Genomic DNA, 19,672 nt, shown 5'->3' on the forward strand with positions numbered 1-19,672 from the left:
GGCGGATCGATGAACATTGCGCGCGCATCCATTGATCGCCCGATCTATACGTGGCTAATCATCCTGATCGCCTTGTTTGGCGGTATCTGGGGTTTCCTTTCGCTCGGGCGTCTTGAAGACCCGGCCTTCACCATCAAGAACGCGGTCATCGCGACCCAGTATCCCGGGGCAACAGCCGAGCAGGTGGCGCTGGAAGTGTCGGAGCCATTGGAATCCGCCATCCAGCAAATGGGTGAGGTCGATACGATCACATCCGTGAACCAGCCTGGCTTGTCTCTGATCGAGGTTGAGATCAAATCGACCTATGATGGCACCGAACTGCCGGAGATCTGGACCAAACTGCGCGCCAAGGTGCGTGATACGGCGCGCGGCCTGCCTTCTGGTGTGCAGCAGCCGTTGGTCAACGACCGGTTCGGAGACGTGTTTGGACTGTTTTATGCCGTGACCGCCGATGGATTTTCAGACGCCGAAAAGCACGAGTTGTCGACCTTCCTGCGGCGTGAGTTGCTGACCGTCGAAGGAGTGGCAGATGTCGAGGTGATGGGCTTGCCGCAAGAGGCGATCTTCGTCGAGCCCGATCTGGCTATCTCGGTGAACCAGAACGTGCCGCTGCAGGCGATCAACGAAGCCATTGCAAATGCGGATTCCGTGAATGCATCGGGCTCGGTCCGGTCGGAAAATGACCGTACGACCATCCTGACTGCGGAAGGGTCGGACAGTGTTTCGGCGATTGCGGGCCTGTCGGTTGGCTCGCAAGGGCAGGTGATAAACCTGTTCGACATGTCCGACGTCTATCGCGGTCGTCAGACAGACCCGGAGGTGATGATCCGGTTCAATGGTGCCGAAGCTTTCACGCTGGGCATTGCGGGCCTCTCTACCGAGAACATTGTCGAGGTGGGTAAACGCGCGGATGAAAAATTCACCGAGTTGGACTCGCAAATCCCGTTTGGTGTGGAAATCCTGCCCATCTACCAACAGCACGTGGTGGTCGAGCAGGCCTCGAACGACTTCCTGGTGAACCTTGCGATGTCCGTGACCATCGTGGTCGTCGTGCTGGCGCTGTTCATGGGCTGGCGCGCGGCTGTTGTCGTTGGCTCGACCCTGTTGTTGACCGTGGTTGGGACACTTCTTTTCATGTCGATTTTCTCGATCGAGATGGAGCGGATCTCGCTAGGCGCCTTGATCATTGCGATGGGTATGCTGGTGGACAACGCTATCGTTGTCGCCGAAGGGATGCAGATCGCCATGATGCGCGGCAAGAACTCGCGGGATGCCGCGGATGAGGCCGCGTCCAAAACGCAAATCCCGCTGCTGGGCGCCACGGTCATCGGGATCATGGCCTTTGCAGGCATTGGTCTCAGCCCGGACGCGACAGGTGAGTTCCTGTTCTCGTTGTTTGCCGTAATCGCAATCTCACTGTTGCTGAGCTGGGTTCTGGCCCTGACAGTAACGCCGCTGCTTGGCCACTATTTTTTCAAGCAGGGCAAGGAAGGGGCAGTGGACGCATATGGCGGGATCATGTTCCGTATCTACGGGAGCATCCTGCAATGGGCGCTTCGGTTCCGCTGGCTGGTCGTTGCCGGTCTGGTCGGCATCACGGTCGCGTGTTTTGCCGGGTTCGGTCTGGTGAAACAGCAGTTCTTCCCGGATTCGAACACGCCTCTGTTCTTCGTGCACTACAAACTGCCGCAAGGCACGCCCATAGCGCGTACCTCCGAAGACATGGCCGTGTTTGAGGAATGGTTGAACAAGCGCGATGATGTTGTCGCCGTAACTACGTTCGTTGGGCAGGGCGCAACTCGGTTCCTGCTGACCTATTCGGCGGAGAAACCGAACCCGAGTTATGGACACATGATCATCCGCACGGAAACTCTGGACGACATCCCGGCGCTGCAGGCTGATCTCGAGGCGTTCGGATCGGCGCAATTCCCTGAAGGCGAGTTTCGAACCAAACGTCTGATCTTTGGCCCCGGTGGCGGCGATCCCATTCAGGCCCGGTTCTCGGGTAGTGATCCGGCTGTACTTAGGCAGCTTGCGGACGAGGCTATCCTGCGGATGCGCGGCGCCTCAGATAATGTTTTGCATGTCTATCAGGACTGGCGTGAGAAAGAGCTGGCGGTTCAGCCCATCTATGCGACCGAACGCGCGCAAACTGCTGGCGTGACCCGTGAAGATATCGCCGGAACGCTGCAGTTTTCCACCGACGGGGTCAGAGCGGGTGTTTTCCGTGAACGCGATCGCCTGATCCCGATCATTATCCGCCGGCCAGCGGACGGGGATTACTCGATCGTCGATCAGGTGGTGTATTCGGACCAGTCAGAAAAGTTTGTGCCAATCGAACAAATGGTCGACGGGTTCGAATACCAATCCCTCAACACGCTGGTTCACCGCCGTGACCGGGTGCTGACCATCACTGTTGGGGCTGAAATCCCGGTGGGAATGACGGCGGCTCAGGTTCATTCGGAAGTACGCGCTGCCATCGAAGAGATGGAGCTGCCTGCGGGTTACCGCATGGAATGGGGTGGCGAGTTCGAAAACGCTGGTGAGGCAAACGAAAGTCTGGGCCGTCAGTTGCCAGTAAGCCTGCTGATTATGGTGTTGATTTCGGTGTTGATCTTCAACGCGGTCCGTCAGCCGATCATCATCTGGCTGCTGGTGCCGATGTCTGTCAACGGTGTCGTCATCGGCTTGCTGGGCACCGGTCTGCCGTTCACGTTCACGGCGCTGCTGGGCTTGCTCAGCCTGTCAGGGATGCTGATCAAGAATGGTATCGTTCTTGTCGAGGAAATCGATCTGGTTCGCGAGACCGGCAAAGGTTTGCGTGAGTCGATCATCGAAGCTTCGGTCTCGCGTCTGCGTCCGGTCATGTTGGCGGCGATCACCACCATTCTGGGTATGGCGCCGCTGCTGACAGATGCGTTTTTCAAGTCCATGGCGGTGACGATCATGGGTGGTCTGGCCTTCGCAACGATCCTGACGATGGTCGCGGCACCTGTTTTCTACTTGATTTTCTTCGCGCGGGACGAGAAACGTGAACTGAAAGCCGCAGCGGCCTAAGCAAAACCCCAAAACCGTTCAAACCCGGCCGGTGACTTATCCGGTCGGGTTAAGTGACCAGTCGACACGGTCAAATGCCGCCCGCGTTTCGGGTGCCAGTTCGTAGTTGGATAACGCATTGGCGTCATAGTTCCGCCAGGCGCTCGACGTGATCGCCTTGCAGTGCCAGATACCGCTGTCTTTTGGAGTGATGAGGCTGCCACGCGACCTTAGCAACCCGATCGTGTGGACATGCCACGATGTGAACCAAAGCGGCCCCGAAGGCGCGATACAATACTTGGCCCTGCACAGCCCGTCTCCGGGTAATTTGCGGATATGATCAGAGTGCCGGAAGCTTTCGGTTCGGCCTGCATCCGGGTATCGCCATTCCACGCCCAGACGCACGAAACCGGTTGGCCGCTTTTGGGCCAGGTCAAAGATTCTACCGTTATTGCACCAGACCAGTTCATCAATGTCGCATTGCAGAACAGCGCGCGCGCCCGAGAGGAACCGCAAGCGTGCTATGTTCAGCAGCGAGGTCTGCAAAAACATCGTGTTGAAGCGCGTCTTGCCTTTCCTGTCTTGTGAAACAACACCGTACCGAAACGGGGCAGACAGAACGATGGGGTTGCTGATACCGCCCCGCCTTAGCGCCTCGCGGATGTCATCCAGACCATACTGGGACGAGGCATTGTCGAAGAACAACATCTGCTCCAGCCCATGTTCCTGGCAATGGTACCGAGCGAAATCCTCGATCCAGATCAGATTGTTGTCACGTGAAAGGGTGACGGCCACATTTTTGCCCGTGAAAGGGGCCGAATCTTGCCGGGCCGAATTCACCAGAGATTCAACCCGTGACCCACCCCATTCGAACGCCAGTGTTTTAGGTTTTTGAGGTTCGCTGATTATCAGGGCATCGTAGAATTCATGCGGTTTCAGGCGGACTTTTCTGACCTTTTTGCCATCCAGAAGAAACCGACCTTCGCGGATAACGTCATACAGGCCAAACAGTTTGGGGCAGATGATCGTCAGGCGGCCTTTGTCCCAGAATGCGTCATACCAGAATGTGTCATAGTCGTAGACGTGTTCAGTATAGTCCGGGCCGGTATGGCCCGGCTTCATCTCGCGCCGCAGCCCGAGTTCCGTCAGGCTACTGGAGGCAAGAACGGGATGGCTCTGCTCGGTCAATGTCGTTGCCTTTAATCCTGCGGCGAATTCACATCGCCTTGCGCCTAGATCGCCGGCGCAGCGGCGTGGCTTGCGACGGCTTGTTTAGTCACCCGAATTCTTTACCGGGTCATAATGATAGAAAAAACACGAAAGCTTGTTCCCGTCGGGGTCGCGCAGATAAGTGACATAGAAATCAGGTGCGTAATAGTCCCTTGTTCCCGGCGCGCCCGCATCCGTACCACCATGTTTCAGTCCTGCGGTGTGAAACTGCCTGACTTTGGCGGCGCTTTGGACAGGGAACGCGATCATCGTCCCGTTGCCCACATTGGCGGGCTGGCCGTCAAAAGGCGTGCAGACCCAAAACCCTGTTCCAGCGTCCGGATCGGTGCCCCAGCCTGCGCGGTTCTTGGTCCATCCCGGAAGGCGCGGCTGTTCCAGAACAGAGAATATCGCGTCGTAAAACCGAATGGCCCGTGGCAGGTCGTTGGTTCCATAGGTGGTGTAAAGGCGCACGGTTCCTCCGCTTGGCTTGGGGCAGAACCATGTGCCTATTCAGCGGCGAGGCAAAGCGAAAACGGTTAGAAAGTCTGTCTCAGATCAATGGGATCAAAGGGACATCACACGCTGCAAGCGTCATCAGGGCGGCCAATACCATAAATCTACGCATTTGTTCTTTCCTTCTGCTCGTTTGCAGAAAAGATGCGCGCCCGAAGACATAAGGTCAACGGGCGCGCGAAACGTTCAGGTCTGCAAGCAAGTTCAGGCCGATCAGCCCTGCAGCGATTTCACCTCGACATCTCCTTCGGCCTGCGCCTTGATCGCCAAAGCAGCGGCATGGCTTGCAGCGGCAGTCGTGTAGTAGGGGATCTTGTCGTACAGAGCGATGGACCGGATGGCCTTGCTGTCCTCGACCGCCTGCGCACCTTCGGTGGTGTTCATCAGCAGCTGTACCTGACCGTCTTTCAACATGTCGACCACGTCCGGACGGCCCTCATAGACCTTGTTGACGACCTCACAGGTAACGCCCTGTTCCTCAAGCCAGCTTTGCGTGCCACGTGTCGCGACAAGCGAGAAGCCCTGCTCGGTCAGAACCTTCGCGGCCTCGAGCATGGCCGAACCTTTGTCGGCGTCCTTGATCGAGATGAAGGCACGGCCCGACGAAGGCAGAACCATACCTGCGCCCATTTGCGCCTTCAGGAAGGCGCGCGGGAAGTCGCGGTCCCAGCCCATGACTTCGCCTGTAGAACGCATCTCGGGGCCGAGGATCGTATCGACGCCGGGAAAACGGGCGAATGGCAGCACGGCCTCTTTCACCGAGAACCACGGCATATCCGGGTCGGCCAGAGTCATCTGGTCGGCGATCTTGGTGTCCTGACCTTCTTTGTAGGCTGGGCGCTGCGGGAAATTCGAGAGTTTCTCACCGGCCATGACGCGCGCGGCGATCGATGCAATCGCACTGTCGGTGGCTTTCGCGACAAACGGCACGGTACGCGAGGCGCGCGGGTTCACCTCGATCAGGTAGATCTCATCATCCTTGATCGCGAACTGGACGTTCATCAGACCCACGACGTTCAGCGCCTTGGCCAGTTTGAACGCCTGATCCTTGATCTGCTCGATGATCTCTTTCGAAAGCGAATAGGGCGGCAGCGAACAGGCAGAGTCGCCCGAGTGAACACCGGCCTCTTCGATGTGCTGCATGATGCCCGCAACGTGTACGTCAGTGCCGTCGCACAGCGCATCCACGTCAAGCTCTACCGCGCCAGCCAGATAGCTGTCCAGTAGAACGGGGCTGTCACCGGAAACCACCACGGCCTCGTTGATGTAGCGCCGGAGCTGATCCATGTCGCGGACAATTTCCATTGCGCGACCACCCAGAACGTAGGAGGGGCGGATCACCAGCGGGAAGCCGATCTCTTCGGCAATTTCCAGCGCCTGCTCATCGGTCGAAGCGATGCCGTTCTTCGGCTGTTTCAGGCCCAACTCGTTAACCAGCGCCTGGAAGCGTTCACGGTCTTCGGCCAAATCGATCGCGTCCGGCGTGGTGCCGAGGATCGGAATACCTTCTTCTTCCAGCGCGTTTGCAAGTTTCAGCGGGGTCTGGCCGCCGAATTGAACGATGACGCCGTGCAGCGTGCCGTTTTCCTGTTCCTTCGTCAGGATTTCCATGACGTGTTCGAAGGTCAGCGGCTCGAAATACAGGCGGTCCGAGGTGTCATAGTCGGTCGACACGGTCTCGGGGTTGCAGTTGATCATGATGGTTTCATAACCCGCTTCGGTCAGCGCGAAGCAGGCATGACAGCAGCAATAATCGAACTCGATGCCTTGACCGATCCGGTTCGGGCCGCCGCCAAGGATGACAACCTTTTTACGGTCAGACGGGCGTGCCTCGCACTCAACCTCACCCATCATAGGGGCCTCATAGGTCGAGTACATGTAGGGAGTCTGCGCCTCGAACTCGGCCGCGCAGGTATCGATGCGTTTGAACACCGCGGTGACGCCAAGGTTTCGACGGGCGCGGCGTACGTTATCCTCGTCGCGGCCAGTCAGGTTGCCCAGACGCGCGTCAGTGAAGCCCAGCATCTTCAGTTTGCGGATGCCTTCCTCGGTGACGGGCAGGCCGTCTTTGCGGACCTGACGTTCCGCGTCGATGATCTCGCGGATGCGGGCCAGGAACCACGGGTCGAACTTGGTGACGCCAAATATCTCGTCATCGGTCAGACCGTGGCGCATGGCTTGCGCTATGGTGCGCAGACGGTCAGGCGTTTGTTGACTGATTGCCTTGATCACTGCAGCCTTGTCGTCGGCTTCGTCCCAGAGGCCGACATTCAGGCCGGGGATTTCGACCTCATCAAATCCGGTCAGGCCCGATTCCATCGAGGCCAGTGCCTTTTGCATTGATTCGTGGATCGTGCGGCCGATCGACATGGCCTCACCCACCGATTTCATCGCGGTGGTCAGGTAGGGTTCCGAGCCGGGGAACTTTTCGAAAGCGAATTTCGGGATCTTGGTGACAACGTAATCGATGGTCGGTTCGAACGAGGCCGGTGTGACCTTGGTGATGTCGTTGTCCAACTCGTCCAGTGTGTAGCCCACGGCAAGCTTGGCCGCGATCTTGGCAATCGGGAAACCGGTCGCTTTTGAGGCCAGCGCCGAAGACCGTGACACGCGCGGGTTCATCTCGATCACGACCATCCGGCCATCAACCGGGTTGATCGCCCACTGCACGTTCGAACCGCCAGTTTCGACACCAATTTCGCGCAGCACGGCAATCGAGTGATTGCGCATGATCTGGTATTCTTTGTCAGTGAGAGTCAGGGCAGGGGCAACAGTGATCGAGTCACCCGTATGCACGCCCATCGGGTCAATATTCTCGATCGAACACACGATAATGGCGTTGTCAGCGGTGTCGCGCACCACCTCCATCTCGTATTCTTTCCAACCAAGCAGGCTTTCATCGATCAGGATCTGACCCACGGGCGAGGCATCCATGCCCGAGCGGCAAATATGTATATAATCTTCGCGGTTGTACGCCACGCCGCCGCCAGTGCCGCCCAGTGTGAAGGCAGGACGGATAATGGCTGGCAGACCAACTGTTTCAAGTGTCTCCAGCGCCAGCGCCACGCCCGCGTCCAAGTCTTTTTTGCCGGTGCCGTCCTTGGGCGCAGTCACGATTTCGGCCTTGGGGTTTTCGATACCCAAGCGATCCATCGCCTCGCGGAACAGGGCGCGGTCTTCGGCCATTTCGATGGCGTCGCGCTTGGCACCAATCATTTCGACATTGAACTTGTCCAGCACACCCATCTCTTCCAGCGCCAGCGAGGTGTTCAGACCGGTCTGGCCGCCCATTGTGGGCAACAGGGCGTCAGGGCGTTCTTTCTCGATGATCTTGGCGACAACTTCGGGCGTGATCGGTTCGATGTAAGTCGCGTCTGCCAGCCCGGGGTCGGTCATGATGGTTGCAGGGTTTGAGTTCACCAGTATGACCCGGTATCCTTCTTCCCGCAGCGCCTTGCAGGCCTGAGCGCCGGAATAGTCGAACTCGCAAGCCTGACCGATAACAATGGGGCCCGCCCCGATGATCATGATCGACTGGATGTCGGTTCTTCTCGGCATGGCCTGGTTCCTTCGATTGTCCGCGAGTCAGGGCGCACCCCAAGCGCCCAAATTGTCCTGCGTTATAGGGACCGCGCGAAAAGGTTCAAGAGGTATCGGAAACGAGGACGAAATTGCCGCTTTCCCCTCTTCCCCTTGCCGCCGTATCCTCTATATCGCGCTGCACGGCAAATGAGGATGCACGTGCGTATTCGTTTCGATCAGGGGCCGGCCGGGCCAGGAACCAGTTTTGACCGGCCAGTCAAGGTGATCCGCGCCGACAATGCGGAGGACGTGCCCCAGGCGATGGCGGCGCTGGATGAGGTGCGCGCTGACGGTGCGTGGCTGGCGGGCTATGCCAGTTATGAGTTGGGCTATGCCCTTGAACCTCGTCTTTCCGACCGAATGCCAACCGGACGCAGACTGCCTTTGTTGTGCTTTGGGGTTTATGACCACCCTGCGCAACGCGAGCTTCCCGCCGTAGCCGGTGGTGTTACCCTTTTTGAACCGCGCTGGGACGAAGCGAGGTACACGCGCGCCTTTCGGCATGTGCATGACGCCATCGAGGCAGGGGACATTTATCAGGCCAACCTGACCTTTCCGATCGATATGACCGTGGAAGGGAACAGTGCCGCGCTCTACGCTGCGCTTGCGCAGGGACAGCCTGTGGGTCACGGCGCGCTTGTTCAGCAGGAAGATTTGCCGGATCTGCTAAGCCGGTCGCCCGAGCTTTTCTTTCGCACCGATGCGGATCGGCGCATTGAGACACGTCCGATGAAAGGCACGCAACCTCGCAGCGATGACATGGCAGAGGATGCCCGCCGCCGTGCGTTCCTGTCGACCGACGAAAAGAACAGGGCCGAGAACCTGATGATCGTTGATCTGCTGCGCAACGATATCAGCCGCGTCGCGCTGCCCGGATCGGTCAAGGTGCCCGAGCTGTTCAAGGTCGAAACCTATGCCACGGTGCATCAGATGATCTCACTGGTGCAGGCGCAGTTGCATATGGGGGCAGAGTTGTCAGACATTCTGACGGCGTTGTTCCCCTGCGGTTCGATCACCGGCGCGCCCAAGATCCGGGCGATGGAAATTCTGGCGGATCTGGAGCCCTGGCCGCGCGATGTTTATTGCGGCGCTATCGGTTGGGCAGCGCCTGACGGGCGATCGGAGTTCAATGTGGCGATCCGAACGCTGATGGTCGAAGAAGGCGCAGCCACCCTGAACGTCGGTGGGGGCGTTGTGTGGGACAGCACAGCCCCTTCGGAATACGAGGAAGCGTTATGGAAAGCCCGCTTTGCCCACCAGCTGACCCTGACTTCCGCCTGATAGAAACTCTGGCCTTTCGGCCGGGGGAGGGTTTTGTTCGCGGGGAACGGCATCTCGCGCGTATGGCACGATCGGCTGCAGCTTTTGATATGCCGTTCGACGCGGCGCAAGCGATAGCCAAGCTTGAACGGGTGACTGGCCAATCACCTCTCAGGTGTCGTCTTACATTGGCGGTCGAGGGTCAAATTGATGTAACAACCGGTCCTCTGGCTGATAACCCTCCGGTCTGGCGTTTGGTTGTGGCTGAAACGCGGCTGTCGACGGCAGATGTTTGGCTGAGGCACAAGACAACTAAACGCGTAATATATGATACAGCCCGCGCATCACTACCCAAAGGCATAGACGAGCTTCTGTTTCTAAATGAGCGCGATGAACTATGCGAAGGAACAATCACCAACCTGTTCGTGCACATGACGGACGGAAGCCGTCTGACCCCAAAGCTCACCTGCGGTTTGCTCCCGGGGATCCTGCGAGAAGAATTGCTTGATAATAAACAGGTTACCGAAAGCGTCTTGTCCTTGACCGATCTGCAAAACGCGGAAAAACTCTATGTCGGGAATTCCTTGCGTGGCCTGATCCGGGCGGAGTTGGCGGTATTGTGAGCAAACAAAGCGATTGGGCGGACACCACGACGCATAACCTACGGCTGAGGTTGGAGTTCGGGTTGTTCTTCATCGTTGCGCCGGTGCTGATCGCCGTCTTCTTCCCCCCCAACTGGATGTTTCCGTCGCTGTTCACCTTCACGGCCATCGGTATCCTCCTGCTGCATTTCACGCCCGGCTTCGCCTGGGCCGAGTTGCGATACAACTGGCTTAACTGGTCGTGGCGCGAACTCGCCATCTTCAGTGTTGCCATGACCGCGTTTTGCACATTGGTCGTCATGACGATGCGACCGGATGCTGCATTTCGCATGCTTCTCTACAGGCCGGAATTTCTGGCCGTGATATGGATTGGCTACCCGCTATTGTCAGCTCTGCCGCAAGAGCTGCTGTTTCGGTCGCTGTTCTTCCGCCGCTATCATGCGATCCTGCCGAACGGACGGGCGGCCTACCTATTGAACGCGTCCCTGTTTTCGATGGCTCACCTCATGTACTGGAGTTGGATCGTCGCCATCATGACCTTTGGCGGCGGGTTGCTGTTCACCTGGGCCTACCGCAAGCGCGGGTCGTTTTTCTATGCGGTCCTGCTGCACGCGATCGCCGGGAACATCATCTTTGCCGCCGGTCTGGGCATCTATTTCTATTCAGGCAACGTTCAAAGGCCGTTTTGACGGCGCGACCTGCCTTGACTTTCCAAGCCTGACAGGGTGTATCGGCGCGACGAATTCTGCGCCCGAAGGGATATGATCCATGCACGCCTATCGCAGCCACACCTGCGCCGCTCTGACCGCCGCCAATGTTGGTGAAACCGTCCGCCTGTCCGGTTGGGTGCATCGGGTACGAGATCACGGTGGCGTCCTGTTCATCGACCTGCGCGACCATTTCGGCGTGACACAGGTTCTGTGCGACGGCGATAGCGCGGCCTTTGCTGAGTTGGAGAAAGTCCGCTCCGAATGGTGTATCCGCATCGACGGCACCGTCAAAGCGCGCGACCCCGAGTTGGTGAACCCGAAGCTGCCCACCGGCGAGATCGAAGTTTACGTGCGCGAATTGGAAGTGCTGGGTGCTGCCGACGAACTGCCTCTGATGGTGTTCGGCGATCAGGAATACCCTGAAGAAACCCGTCTGCGCTATCGCTACCTGGACCTGCGCCGCGAGGCGATGCAGCAGAACATGACCCTGCGCTCGGACGTTGTGGCCTCGATGCGCAAACGCATGTGGGATCAGGGCTTCCGCGAGTACCAGACGCCGATCATCACCGCGTCCTCGCCCGAAGGCGCACGTGACTTCCTGGTGCCGTCGCGCCTGCATCCGGGCAAGTTCTACGCTCTGCCTCAGGCTCCGCAGCAGTTCAAACAGCTGATCATGGTGTCGGGCTTCGACAAATATTTCCAGATCGCGCCGTGCTTCCGTGACGAAGACCCGCGTGCCGACCGCTCGCCCACCGATTTCTACCAGCTTGACCTTGAGATGTCGTTTGTCGAGCAGCAGGACGTATTCGACACCATCCAACCCGTGCTGACAGGTGTCTTCGAAGAATTCGGCGGTGGCCGCAAGGTCGATCAGGAGTGGCCGCAGATCTCCTATAAGGACTCGGCTCTGTGGTACGGCACCGACAAGCCTGACCTCCGCAACCCTATTAAAATGCAAGTGGTCTCCGACCACTTCCGCGGGTCTGGCTTCGCGATTTTCGCGAAGCTGCTGGAGCAGGAAGGCACCGAAATCCGCGCTATCCCTGCGCCGACCGGTGGCAGCCGCAAGTTCTGTGACCGCATGAACGCCTTTGCTCAGAAGGAAGGTCTGCCCGGGATGGGCTATATCTTCTGGCGTGATCAGGGCGAAGGCATGGAAGCCGCGGGTCCGCTGGCCAAGAACATCGGGCCTGAGCGAACCGAGGCGATCCGTCAGCAGCTGGGTCTGGGCGTTGGCGATGCGGCGTTCTTCCTGGGCGGTAAGCCCAAAGCCTTCGAAAAGGTTGCAGGTAAAGCCCGTGACGTTATCGGTGAGGAACTGAACCTGACCGAAAAAGACCGCTTTGCCTTTGCCTGGATCGTGGATTTCCCGATCTATGAGCAGGATGAAGAAACGGGCGCGATCGACTTTGAGCACAACCCATTCTCGATGCCGCAAGGTGGTATGGAGGCTCTGAACGGCAATCCGCTGGACGTGCGCGGCTATCAGTATGATCTGGCCTGCAACGGCTATGAGCTGGTTTCGGGCGCGATCCGGAACCACAAACCCGAGATCATGCTGAAGGCCTTCGAACTGGCCGGTTACGGCGAAGATGAAGTGAAAAGCCGCTTTGGCGCTCTCTTCAACGCGTTCCACTACGGCGCGCCGCCGCACGGTGGTTGTGCTGCGGGGATCGACCGTATCGTGATGCTGCTGGCCGATGAGGCGAATATCCGCGAGGTCATGATGTTCCCGATGAACCAGCGCGCCGAGGATCTGATGATGGACGCGCCATCTGATCCGACCTCGGATCAGTTGATGGAACTGGGTCTGAGAATTATCCCTCAGGATTGAGCATAAGAAAACCCGCTGCAATATCTGCAGCGGGTTTTTCAATTGGTTGTTGGTCCGCCAGCCGTCCTGCGCGGTGATTTCCACGACCTACCTGAATGCGCGCCAAGTCCGCGAAAGGGTTGCCTACTTGAACGGGTCTTCCAATGACTTTCGACTGGTGCGAATATTCCTCGCCGTTGCGCGAGTTTGCCAGTAGACCCACAAACATAGGATCGTGGCGGTTACAAAATATGCAGTCACCATCTCAGATCGCCTCGCGCTGTTCCAGACGGTTCTGTACGATTCCGGCGACCTGAGCCGCCACGGCGGTCACAGGCGTGCCCCCGGCGCGGGACTCGGCGAGCCTTTGCGCAGCTTCGGCCAGAACCGTATCCTCGGCATCTCGTGCGACGCCTCGTAGGAATTGCGCCGCGTAGTCCAGTGTGCGCTGGTCATTTGGACCGGCCAGAACATCGGCGATGTGTGCCATGTCGTCCTGATAGGCCATTGGGTCGGGCCGAATGATTTCGTTCCGGACGGCGTGCAGGCTGCTGGGGCGGCGATCTTCGGGCAAGCGTTCGAGAATGGATGTCTGGAAATACGCCAACGACTTGAGCGGTTTGACCAGAAAGCCGTCCGCACCGGCCCTGAGCGCAGTTCGTTCCGTATGGTCATCCCCGGACATGCCAAGAATGGCCCCGATACGGGGTGTGGCTTCGGACAACTCAGCAATGAGGTCAGCGCCGGACCCATCAGGCAGTCCCATGTCCACAAGGATGACCGAGGGGCGATAAATCTGCAGGTGCCGCCGCGCCGACTGCAGGCAATCCGCACGTCTGATGCGCGCGCCGCTGTGCAGGCACATCAACCGGATGGCGTCGCAGACATAGCGACTGTCTTCCACAACCAGAATGGTTTGTCCCAGCAGGGGCCGCGTGGCGGTCGGCTGCGCGGGGGAGGCGAAGGGGCTCGAATCGTCCATGGCAGAACTCCTAATCAGCAAATGCCTCACGCTAGGAACTTCTGGCTAACACGGCGTTAACGGCAATTTGGCGCACTTGTCCTTTGCCCGAACAGCCCCCATAACCGCTGCAACGCAGAACAGAGGAGAGTTCCATGATTGGTCGTCTGAACCACGTCGCCATTGCCGTTCCTGATCTTGAGGCCGCGTCCGAGCAATACCGCAGCGCGCTGGGCGCCAAAGTCGGTGCCCCGCAGGACGAACCCGATCATGGCGTGACCGTGGTGTTCATCGAACTGCCCAACACCAAGATCGAACTGCTCTATCCGCTGGGCGATGACAGCCCGATCAACGGGTTTCTGGAAAAGAACCCCGCAGGCGGCATCCACCATGTCTGCTACGAAGTCGAGGATATCATCGCCGCACGTGATCACCTGAAGGAAACTGGCGCGCGCGTGCTGGGTTCGGGCGAGCCCAAGATCGGTGCCCACGGCAAGCCTGTACTGTTCCTGCATCCCAAGGACTTTAACGGCTGCCTGGTCGAGCTAGAACAGGTTTAACCAAACCCCGGAGGGGATGAAATGACGATTACTGCTGCTGCGGTCCTGTTTGCCGTGATCTGGTTCATGACCCTGCTTGTGGTGCTGCCGATCCGCATCAAGACGCAGGGTGATCTGGGGGACATCGTACCCGGCACTCATTCGGGCGCGCCGGAAGTGCATCACATGAAGAAAAAGATGTGGATCACCACCGGTATCTCGGTGGTGCTCTGGGCCATTATCGCGGGGATCATCATTTCAGGTTTGATTTCAGTGCGCGACTTCGATTGGTTGAACCAGTTGGAGCCGCGAGGTTAACTGTCAGGCCATTGAGCCTGACAGTTTGTGGTAAATATGCGTGAACGTGGCGGCCCCTATGATCGGGATCACGAGGTTCACCAGCGGAACCGACAGCGGTATTGCCATCAACGTTCCCGCCAGCCAGATAGTCGCGGTATGTTTGGCACGCAGTTTTCGCGCGCCTTCGCGGCCAACGCGCCGCATCGCTGCAAGTGTGAAGTACTCGCGCCCCAGCAGGAAGCCGTTCAAGCCCCAGAAGATGAACGGGGCGAGAGGCGTAAAGATCGCATACAGGATCAGGGCGAACAGGTTGGCAACGACCAGAACGCCCATGAAGCTAAGCCCATCGCGCACGCTTTCGCTGAATGGAATACCGGGTACAGCGGGCAAAGAGGGGTAGTGCTTGTCCTCAACGGCCTGCGCGACCTCTTCAAGAAACATCGACGTAATAGCGGATGCTACCGGAACCATTAGGAACACCGGTAGAATCAGAACAACAAAGATGCCGGAGTAATTAAGGACGTCGTTCAGCCAGGGAACCGCGCCGACAAAGGGCAGGGATATCTCATCACCCGACAGCCTGTTGATCAGCCAGATTGCCGCCGCGCAGGCAGCGACCAGAAGCACGATCGTCAGCCCGACGCCACGTAGCAGGACAGCCCGGAACTTTGGATCTCCGATCTGGCCCAGCGCAGCGAAAAAGGCATTCAGTATCATCATTCCGAGGCCCATTCGGTAAGCGCTGCCACATCGGGGCGCGGGCGTTCCGGAGGCGCTGAACCCTCGGTCGCAATATGGATCAAGCCGGCGACACGTTCATTATCTTTCAGCCCGAACGCATGGCGGCAGAAATCCCGGTCATGTGTCTGCCAGCCCGACAACCAGTTGGCGCCCCAACCCGCGGCAAGTGCGGCGTTCAGAAGGGCAAGGCAAACTGCTCCGGCAGAATAGGTCTGCTCGATTCCAGGTACCTTTTCAGACGGTTTTTGCACTTCGATCACGGCGACAGCCAGATGGCCCATGTCGAACTGACTGCGGGCTTTGGCGATGTCTTCCGCCGACTTTCCCAATGCAGCACCACACTCCTCAGTCAACCTGGCCAAACGGGGCATCGCGCCTTTTTCCAGCACGATAAAGCGCCAGGGTTCCAGCTTGCCATGATCCGGGCTGCGCGCGGCGGTTGTCAGAAGGGGCAGCAACTGTTCCCGCGTAGGCGCAGGGTCTACCAGCGTTTTCGCGGGGCGGGACCGGCGCGTTTTCAGAAACTCAAGGGCGGCCGGATTTTTCAAGGACATATGTTAACTTCCTTTACATGGGCGGTTGTGTATGTGGTTGAACATCTGGCGGGTTTCAAGAGCAAGCGGCTGGATGCAGGGGATCAATTTCACTCCCTGGACATTCGTGCAAGTGTGTTTGGGAAAAAGAGGGGTAAGATGGCCAAGCCAAAGTTGCGCAATGTGCCGGATCTGAAAACGCGCGCCGTGCCGGGCGACGCGATTCAGGTCAAAGTCACACCGAAGGCGGCGATAGATGGAATCAACTTACGGAACGGAGCTATTCGCATCAATGTCACCGCGCCGCCGGAAAACGGAAAGGCAAACGAGGCCGTTCGCATCATACTTGCTGCGGCCATGGGTGTGGCGCCATCCACGCTAACCTTAAAGCGTGGCCAGACATCGCGGGAAAAGGTATTCGTCTATGTGCCCTGACCCGGTGTTTCCCGGATCTGGTACACGCCTTCCGGCAAGTCCAATGCCGCGGCCAGATCACGAACCTGTTCTGGGGACAGGGTGATCTTTTGGATCTGATCCGTGCGCGGGTCCAATTGTTCAAGCGTCACACATTCGGCGAAGCTGTTGATGACGACATCCTCGTGCAAAGGCTTGGGGCCTTCGTCCACCAGAGTAATGACTGTCGAGTCGAATTCATGCTCAATCGAAAACATAATGGCAGAGTGCAGGGCATGCGATCTCAATGCAACCCGTTCGGCCACAATCGGGATGTGGCGGTCCTTGTGGCACCACGCTATGATTTGAAAAACGGGCTTACCGTTTCAAAAGGGATATGAATGCGCCGTCTGATCTGTCTGTTTCTCCTCCTGCTTCTGGCGGCCTGCGGTGCCAACACATTGCGCGTTCAACCCGCGACAGAATGGACGCAGGGTTCTGAGGGGTTCAGGGTCGAGGCCGAAGCGTTCCAGCAAGTCAGTCGCCAGGTCGGTGAACAGGCGCGAAAGGAATGCCTGCGGGCGTCCAATGTTCCGAATTGCGACTTTACTATTTTGGTGGACCTGAACCCCAATGCCCCGGCCAATGCGTTTCAAACGCTCGATAACAAGGATCAGCCGGTCATCATCTTCACCCGTTCGATGATCCAATCCGCTGAAAACGCGGATGAGCTGGCTTTCGTGATGGGGCACGAGGCTGCTCACCACATACTGCGGCACATCCCCAGACAGTCCCAGAACGCACGTGACAGCGCCGTGATCTTCGGTGAACTGGCCCGGTTGGGTGGGGCAGACGGGTCAGGCGTTGAAGAGGCGCAGAAGCTGGGTGCAAAAGTTGGGGCACAGGTCTATATCAAGGAATTCGAACTGGAAGCGGATCAGTTGGGAACAATCATTACCTACCGCGCAGGGTACAATCCGTTGATCGGCGCAAAGTACTTCGACCGGATTCAAGATCCCGGGGATAGCTTTCTTGGAACACACCCGCCAAATGCGAAGCGCGTTCAGATAGTCCAGGACACCGCACGGCAACTTGGACTGACGCAATGACCTCATTGATACGGCTTGGCGTGATCCTGACGGATCGCGGTTCGAAATACGCGGTATCGGGTGCGCCGGTACAAACGCGCGATGATGTCGATGCGGTACTGCGGGACCTGAAGTCCGACAAAAGCTATGCCAAAGCCACGCACAACACGTGGGCGGCAGTCCTACCCACGGGCGCGCTCAAGGCGGATGACGGGGAAAGCGGCGCCGGAATGGTGATCCTGCGTATGCTCGAGCGGGCGAGTTTGGACGGGCATGTCATCATCGTCACCCGTTGGTACGGCGGCAAAAAACTTGGCGGAGACCGCTTTCGCCGAGTGCAGGATGCCACCCGCGCCTATCTGGATCATATCGGAGCGGAGTCTTGACCTGAGTCAAAGGCCTGCCCGGGCCGCTGCGCTATCCTGTTCAAACTGCGCGACAGGGAGAGGATGCTATGTCCGGCAAAGATACTCTGAAACGGCACGCCGAGCTGGTCGACAAAATGGCAACCCGTGTTGGGGTCGATCTGGAGGATGCTGCAATCGGCGGAAAGGTCACGATTGACCAGATTTCTGACGCCGTAATTCGGTGCAGTGCCTGCTCGAACCCGGACCATTGCGAGAGCCTGTTGGCAGAATCTGATCACGATGGGAAAACACCGGAGTATTGCAAAAACAAAGAGCTGTTTGACCGTCTCACATCAGCATCGGATAGCGAATGCAACGACTAGGGCGGATCATGGAGCATCACCGTCTCGTGCTACGCATGGGGCAGGTGGTTGGATCAGACGTCGTGACAGGGCACGAACAGGGTCGCCTAAGTCAGCGGGACTGGGCCGATATGGTTCGGCGGTGCCAGGGGTGTGAATGGGCCTGCGCCTGCGAGAACTGGCTGGAACACAATGAAACCGCCAATGAAGCCCCGCGAACCTGCCCGAACCGCACACGGTTTGCGAACCTCAAGCAGCAAGACAGTCGGAAAACCCAATGACCCGGGATATTCTGGGAGACGTTCAAAAACACTTCTGGCTCACCCGCTCGGTGGCCAGATGCATGAACGTGTCGTTTAGTGAAGCGATGGCCGAAGGGCGACTTTCCGCCGATGAATACGCAGAAATCGTGACCCGATGCCGTGCTGCAGGGTGCAGCGGCCAGTGCGAATTATGGTTGTCAGCACAACAGTCCGAGGTCAGATCGGCACCGGAATTCTGTGCAAACGCACAAAAATTAAACGCTTTGAAAAGGTAGTCAGAGCTTGGAATGTGATCCGTCGCACAGCGGTGGATTTGCCGTTTGCTTGCAGCCGCAAAAGAACACCTTCTTGTTGCTCTCAGCGGTATATTTTACGGGTTCGAACCCTGATCCCTTATGTGAGCCATCGCAAAAAGGTTGTCGTTGGGATCTGCCGCAGGCGCACCAGAAATAGCTTTTCCCCTCGGTCACATCGACCGGAAAGGGACCTTTTTGGGCGATATTTGGTGTGTCGGACATGTGGCTACTCCGCAGTTGGCTAACGTCGACGATTAAGTTTAGGGCAATAATACACGAGGTGTAGGACGCGCTTCGAATTTCGTTCCGGCAGCATGGATTCGCCGCTCTCACAAATCCGTGATTGATTTTGTTGCAATAATATCAATGAGGTCGTATTTTGACACTGGCCCCAGGTAGTAGGGCAATATGAAAAATTTTTAGAGGATTGACGGACATGAAACTTAAATTTGCTGCCGTTAGCGCAATTGCCCTAGTTCTGGCTGCATGCTCGCAGCAGGAGGAGCCTGCGCCGGTTTACATCACGCCTGAGTACGACAAGTTCGGCACGCCGAGCTGCCCGGCAGGTACCGCGCTGGCCACGACCGAAGCGGGTCAGACCGTCTGTAACCCGGTCTAACAATAAGAATTCCGCGGGCGGCTGAGCTTTAGCCGCCCGCACATCTTGACTGATTAAGCCGCCTTTTTGGGGCGGTTTTTTCTTGCCTACCAAGTTCTGTTTCGGTTTCAGTTCCACTTAAAACTAAGACGAAGGCCGATGAAAAATCTCTTGACCCACCTTAAGGACCGCTCACGTTGGAGTTGGCAAGGTCTGACTTCAACTTGGCGCGGCGAGTATTCGTTTCGTGCCTGGATCTGGGCAAACCTGATATCAGGCGCGCTGGCGTTTTGGCTGCCACTTGGCACGGCAGAGCGCGCCCTGATCCTTGTGCTGGGGATACTGGTACTTGTGGCTGAACTGTTCAACACCGCCATCGAGCGGGCGGTGGATCATACCTCGACGGATCATCACGAATTGGCCGGTCAAGCAAAGGATGCAGCCAGTGCGGCAGTGGCGCTAACGGCAGTGGCGGCGGGGCTTGCCTGGGTAGTTATACTGGTTGGAAAGTTCTGAGCAGGGG

At 58.0% G+C, this 19,672-nt stretch carries 23 protein-coding genes; 15 read left to right on the top strand and 8 right to left on the bottom strand.

The annotated features are described in order from the left end of the window. The first annotated feature begins 9 nt into the window (after window positions 1-9). Window positions 10-3,057: an efflux RND transporter permease subunit gene (locus ACR0J0_RS06595; RefSeq protein ID WP_480662268.1), complete on the top strand. Its 3,048-nt coding sequence runs from the start codon at window positions 10-12 to the stop codon at window positions 3,055-3,057. Window positions 3,058-3,093: 36 nt separating this feature from the next. On the opposite strand, the gene ACR0J0_RS06600 is transcribed toward ACR0J0_RS06595, so the two are convergent. The 3 genes from ACR0J0_RS06600 to carB all read right to left on the bottom strand — a co-directional run bounded on the left by ACR0J0_RS06600 (window position 3,094) and on the right by carB (window position 8,319). Continuing rightward, window positions 3,094-4,224, bottom strand: a complete 1,131-nt coding sequence (locus ACR0J0_RS06600; RefSeq protein ID WP_480662270.1) for a hypothetical protein — start codon at window positions 4,222-4,224, stop codon at window positions 3,094-3,096. 84 nt (window positions 4,225-4,308) lie between these two features. Next, window positions 4,309-4,719, bottom strand: coding sequence for a VOC family protein (locus ACR0J0_RS06605; RefSeq protein ID WP_480662272.1), 411 nt, complete (start codon window positions 4,717-4,719; stop codon window positions 4,309-4,311). Window positions 4,720-4,974: 255 nt separating this feature from the next. After that, entirely contained in the window at window positions 4,975-8,319 is a 3,345-nt protein-coding gene (gene carB / locus ACR0J0_RS06610; RefSeq protein WP_480662274.1) for a carbamoyl-phosphate synthase large subunit, read from the bottom strand. Between the two features lie 177 nt (window positions 8,320-8,496). On the opposite strand from carB, the gene ACR0J0_RS06615 reads away from it, so the two are divergent. From ACR0J0_RS06615 to aspS, 4 genes are all read left to right on the top strand, one after another. Further along, on the top strand, window positions 8,497-9,624 hold the full coding sequence (locus ACR0J0_RS06615; protein WP_480662276.1) for an aminodeoxychorismate synthase component I: 1,128 nt from the start codon (window positions 8,497-8,499) through the stop codon (window positions 9,622-9,624). Beyond that, window positions 9,579-10,226: an aminotransferase class IV family protein gene (locus tag ACR0J0_RS06620; RefSeq protein ID WP_480662278.1), complete on the top strand. Its 648-nt coding sequence runs from the start codon at window positions 9,579-9,581 to the stop codon at window positions 10,224-10,226. Before ACR0J0_RS06615 ends, ACR0J0_RS06620 begins: the two co-directional genes overlap by 46 nt. Further along, the gene (locus ACR0J0_RS06625; protein WP_480662280.1) at window positions 10,223-10,894 is read left to right on the top strand and encodes a CPBP family intramembrane glutamic endopeptidase; all 672 of its coding nucleotides are present in this window, start codon (window positions 10,223-10,225) and stop codon (window positions 10,892-10,894) included. Before ACR0J0_RS06620 ends, ACR0J0_RS06625 begins: the two co-directional genes overlap by 4 nt. Before the next feature lie 79 nt (window positions 10,895-10,973). Further along, the gene (gene aspS, locus ACR0J0_RS06630) at window positions 10,974-12,749 is read left to right on the top strand and encodes an aspartate--tRNA ligase (RefSeq protein ID WP_480662282.1); all 1,776 of its coding nucleotides are present in this window, start codon (window positions 10,974-10,976) and stop codon (window positions 12,747-12,749) included. Between the two features lie 244 nt (window positions 12,750-12,993). Here the strand turns inward: aspS and ACR0J0_RS06635 are convergent, their stop codons facing one another. Next, window positions 12,994-13,710 carry a response regulator gene (locus ACR0J0_RS06635; RefSeq protein WP_480662284.1) on the bottom strand — a complete coding sequence of 239 codons (717 nt, stop codon included), beginning with the start codon at window positions 13,708-13,710 and terminating at the stop codon, window positions 12,994-12,996. Between the two features lie 134 nt (window positions 13,711-13,844). Here ACR0J0_RS06635 and mce point away from each other — a divergent pair, with 134 nt between their 5' ends. Both mce and ACR0J0_RS06645 read left to right on the top strand, forming a co-directional pair. Further along, window positions 13,845-14,249, top strand: coding sequence for a methylmalonyl-CoA epimerase (gene mce, locus ACR0J0_RS06640; RefSeq protein ID WP_170490274.1), 405 nt, complete (start codon window positions 13,845-13,847; stop codon window positions 14,247-14,249). Window positions 14,250-14,270: 21 nt separating this feature from the next. After that, window positions 14,271-14,546: a DUF1467 family protein gene (locus ACR0J0_RS06645; protein ID WP_480662286.1), complete on the top strand. Its 276-nt coding sequence runs from the start codon at window positions 14,271-14,273 to the stop codon at window positions 14,544-14,546. Between the two features lie 3 nt (window positions 14,547-14,549). On the opposite strand, the gene ACR0J0_RS06650 is transcribed toward ACR0J0_RS06645, so the two are convergent. Continuing rightward, entirely contained in the window at window positions 14,550-15,245 is a 696-nt protein-coding gene (locus ACR0J0_RS06650) for an EI24 domain-containing protein (protein WP_480662872.1), read from the bottom strand. Continuing rightward, window positions 15,245-15,823 (bottom strand): nitroreductase family protein, encoded by a 579-nt coding sequence (locus tag ACR0J0_RS06655; RefSeq protein WP_480662288.1) that lies wholly within the window; start codon window positions 15,821-15,823, stop codon window positions 15,245-15,247. The genes ACR0J0_RS06650 and ACR0J0_RS06655 overlap by 1 nt, the downstream gene beginning before the upstream one ends. 138 nt (window positions 15,824-15,961) lie before the next feature. Between ACR0J0_RS06655 and ACR0J0_RS06660 the strand changes: the two genes are divergently transcribed. Next, on the top strand, window positions 15,962-16,237 hold the full coding sequence (locus tag ACR0J0_RS06660; RefSeq protein WP_480662290.1) for a DUF167 domain-containing protein: 276 nt from the start codon (window positions 15,962-15,964) through the stop codon (window positions 16,235-16,237). On the opposite strand, the gene ACR0J0_RS06665 is transcribed toward ACR0J0_RS06660, so the two are convergent. After that, window positions 16,225-16,473 (bottom strand): hypothetical protein, encoded by a 249-nt coding sequence (locus tag ACR0J0_RS06665; protein ID WP_480662292.1) that lies wholly within the window; start codon window positions 16,471-16,473, stop codon window positions 16,225-16,227. The genes ACR0J0_RS06660 and ACR0J0_RS06665 overlap by 13 nt on opposite strands. 123 nt (window positions 16,474-16,596) lie before the next feature. Between ACR0J0_RS06665 and ACR0J0_RS06670 the strand changes: the two genes are divergently transcribed. From ACR0J0_RS06670 to ACR0J0_RS06690, 5 genes are all read left to right on the top strand, one after another. Then, entirely contained in the window at window positions 16,597-17,304 is a 708-nt protein-coding gene (locus ACR0J0_RS06670) for a M48 family metallopeptidase (RefSeq protein WP_480662293.1), read from the top strand. Next, window positions 17,301-17,669, top strand: a complete 369-nt coding sequence (locus ACR0J0_RS06675) for a YigZ family protein (protein ID WP_480662295.1) — start codon at window positions 17,301-17,303, stop codon at window positions 17,667-17,669. Before ACR0J0_RS06670 ends, ACR0J0_RS06675 begins: the two co-directional genes overlap by 4 nt. A gap of 68 nt (window positions 17,670-17,737) precedes the next feature. Further along, on the top strand, window positions 17,738-18,013 hold the full coding sequence (locus ACR0J0_RS06680; protein WP_480662296.1) for a DUF6455 family protein: 276 nt from the start codon (window positions 17,738-17,740) through the stop codon (window positions 18,011-18,013). Then, complete coding sequence (locus tag ACR0J0_RS06685) at window positions 18,001-18,273, top strand: DUF6455 family protein (protein ID WP_480662298.1); 273 nt, start codon at window positions 18,001-18,003, stop codon at window positions 18,271-18,273. Before ACR0J0_RS06680 ends, ACR0J0_RS06685 begins: the two co-directional genes overlap by 13 nt. After that, window positions 18,270-18,530, top strand: a complete 261-nt coding sequence (locus ACR0J0_RS06690) for a DUF6455 family protein (RefSeq protein ID WP_480662300.1) — start codon at window positions 18,270-18,272, stop codon at window positions 18,528-18,530. Before ACR0J0_RS06685 ends, ACR0J0_RS06690 begins: the two co-directional genes overlap by 4 nt. Here the strand turns inward: ACR0J0_RS06690 and ACR0J0_RS06695 are convergent, their stop codons facing one another. Further along, window positions 18,531-18,773, bottom strand: a complete 243-nt coding sequence (locus tag ACR0J0_RS06695; protein WP_480662302.1) for a CDGSH iron-sulfur domain-containing protein — start codon at window positions 18,771-18,773, stop codon at window positions 18,531-18,533. A gap of 214 nt (window positions 18,774-18,987) precedes the next feature. Here ACR0J0_RS06695 and ACR0J0_RS06700 point away from each other — a divergent pair, with 214 nt between their 5' ends. Both ACR0J0_RS06700 and ACR0J0_RS06705 read left to right on the top strand, forming a co-directional pair. Then, entirely contained in the window at window positions 18,988-19,170 is a 183-nt protein-coding gene (locus ACR0J0_RS06700; protein ID WP_239337354.1) for a hypothetical protein, read from the top strand. Window positions 19,171-19,308: 138 nt separating this feature from the next. Further along, complete coding sequence (locus tag ACR0J0_RS06705) at window positions 19,309-19,665, top strand: diacylglycerol kinase (RefSeq protein ID WP_480662304.1); 357 nt, start codon at window positions 19,309-19,311, stop codon at window positions 19,663-19,665. Window positions 19,666-19,672 lie beyond the last annotated feature (7 nt).

Source organism: Ruegeria sp. BF12 (assembly GCF_056538705.1).

What these genes read in the sequence shown, in the direction of transcription:
- ACR0J0_RS06595 (WP_480662268.1), top strand. Translation starts at nt 10, where the DNA reads ATGAACATTGCGCGCGCATCCATTGATCGCCCGATCTATACGTGGCTA.
- carB (WP_480662274.1), bottom strand. Translation starts at nt 8,319, where the DNA reads ATGCCGAGAAGAACCGACATCCAGTCGATCATGATCATCGGGGCGGGC.
- ACR0J0_RS06615 (WP_480662276.1), top strand. Translation starts at nt 8,497, where the DNA reads ATGCACGTGCGTATTCGTTTCGATCAGGGGCCGGCCGGGCCAGGAACC.
- ACR0J0_RS06620 (WP_480662278.1), top strand. Translation starts at nt 9,579, where the DNA reads ATGGAAAGCCCGCTTTGCCCACCAGCTGACCCTGACTTCCGCCTGATA.
- aspS (WP_480662282.1), top strand. Translation starts at nt 10,974, where the DNA reads ATGCACGCCTATCGCAGCCACACCTGCGCCGCTCTGACCGCCGCCAAT.
- ACR0J0_RS06635 (WP_480662284.1), bottom strand. Translation starts at nt 13,710, where the DNA reads ATGGACGATTCGAGCCCCTTCGCCTCCCCCGCGCAGCCGACCGCCACG.
- mce (WP_170490274.1), top strand. Translation starts at nt 13,845, where the DNA reads ATGATTGGTCGTCTGAACCACGTCGCCATTGCCGTTCCTGATCTTGAG.
- ACR0J0_RS06645 (WP_480662286.1), top strand. Translation starts at nt 14,271, where the DNA reads ATGACGATTACTGCTGCTGCGGTCCTGTTTGCCGTGATCTGGTTCATG.
- ACR0J0_RS06650 (WP_480662872.1), bottom strand. Translation starts at nt 15,245, where the DNA reads ATGATACTGAATGCCTTTTTCGCTGCGCTGGGCCAGATCGGAGATCCA.
- ACR0J0_RS06655 (WP_480662288.1), bottom strand. Translation starts at nt 15,823, where the DNA reads ATGTCCTTGAAAAATCCGGCCGCCCTTGAGTTTCTGAAAACGCGCCGG.
- ACR0J0_RS06660 (WP_480662290.1), top strand. Translation starts at nt 15,962, where the DNA reads ATGGCCAAGCCAAAGTTGCGCAATGTGCCGGATCTGAAAACGCGCGCC.
- ACR0J0_RS06665 (WP_480662292.1), bottom strand. Translation starts at nt 16,473, where the DNA reads ATGTTTTCGATTGAGCATGAATTCGACTCGACAGTCATTACTCTGGTG.
- ACR0J0_RS06670 (WP_480662293.1), top strand. Translation starts at nt 16,597, where the DNA reads ATGCGCCGTCTGATCTGTCTGTTTCTCCTCCTGCTTCTGGCGGCCTGC.
- ACR0J0_RS06675 (WP_480662295.1), top strand. Translation starts at nt 17,301, where the DNA reads ATGACCTCATTGATACGGCTTGGCGTGATCCTGACGGATCGCGGTTCG.
- ACR0J0_RS06680 (WP_480662296.1), top strand. Translation starts at nt 17,738, where the DNA reads ATGTCCGGCAAAGATACTCTGAAACGGCACGCCGAGCTGGTCGACAAA.
- ACR0J0_RS06685 (WP_480662298.1), top strand. Translation starts at nt 18,001, where the DNA reads ATGCAACGACTAGGGCGGATCATGGAGCATCACCGTCTCGTGCTACGC.
- ACR0J0_RS06690 (WP_480662300.1), top strand. Translation starts at nt 18,270, where the DNA reads ATGACCCGGGATATTCTGGGAGACGTTCAAAAACACTTCTGGCTCACC.
- ACR0J0_RS06695 (WP_480662302.1), bottom strand. Translation starts at nt 18,773, where the DNA reads ATGTCCGACACACCAAATATCGCCCAAAAAGGTCCCTTTCCGGTCGAT.
- ACR0J0_RS06700 (WP_239337354.1), top strand. Translation starts at nt 18,988, where the DNA reads ATGAAACTTAAATTTGCTGCCGTTAGCGCAATTGCCCTAGTTCTGGCT.
- ACR0J0_RS06705 (WP_480662304.1), top strand. Translation starts at nt 19,309, where the DNA reads ATGAAAAATCTCTTGACCCACCTTAAGGACCGCTCACGTTGGAGTTGG.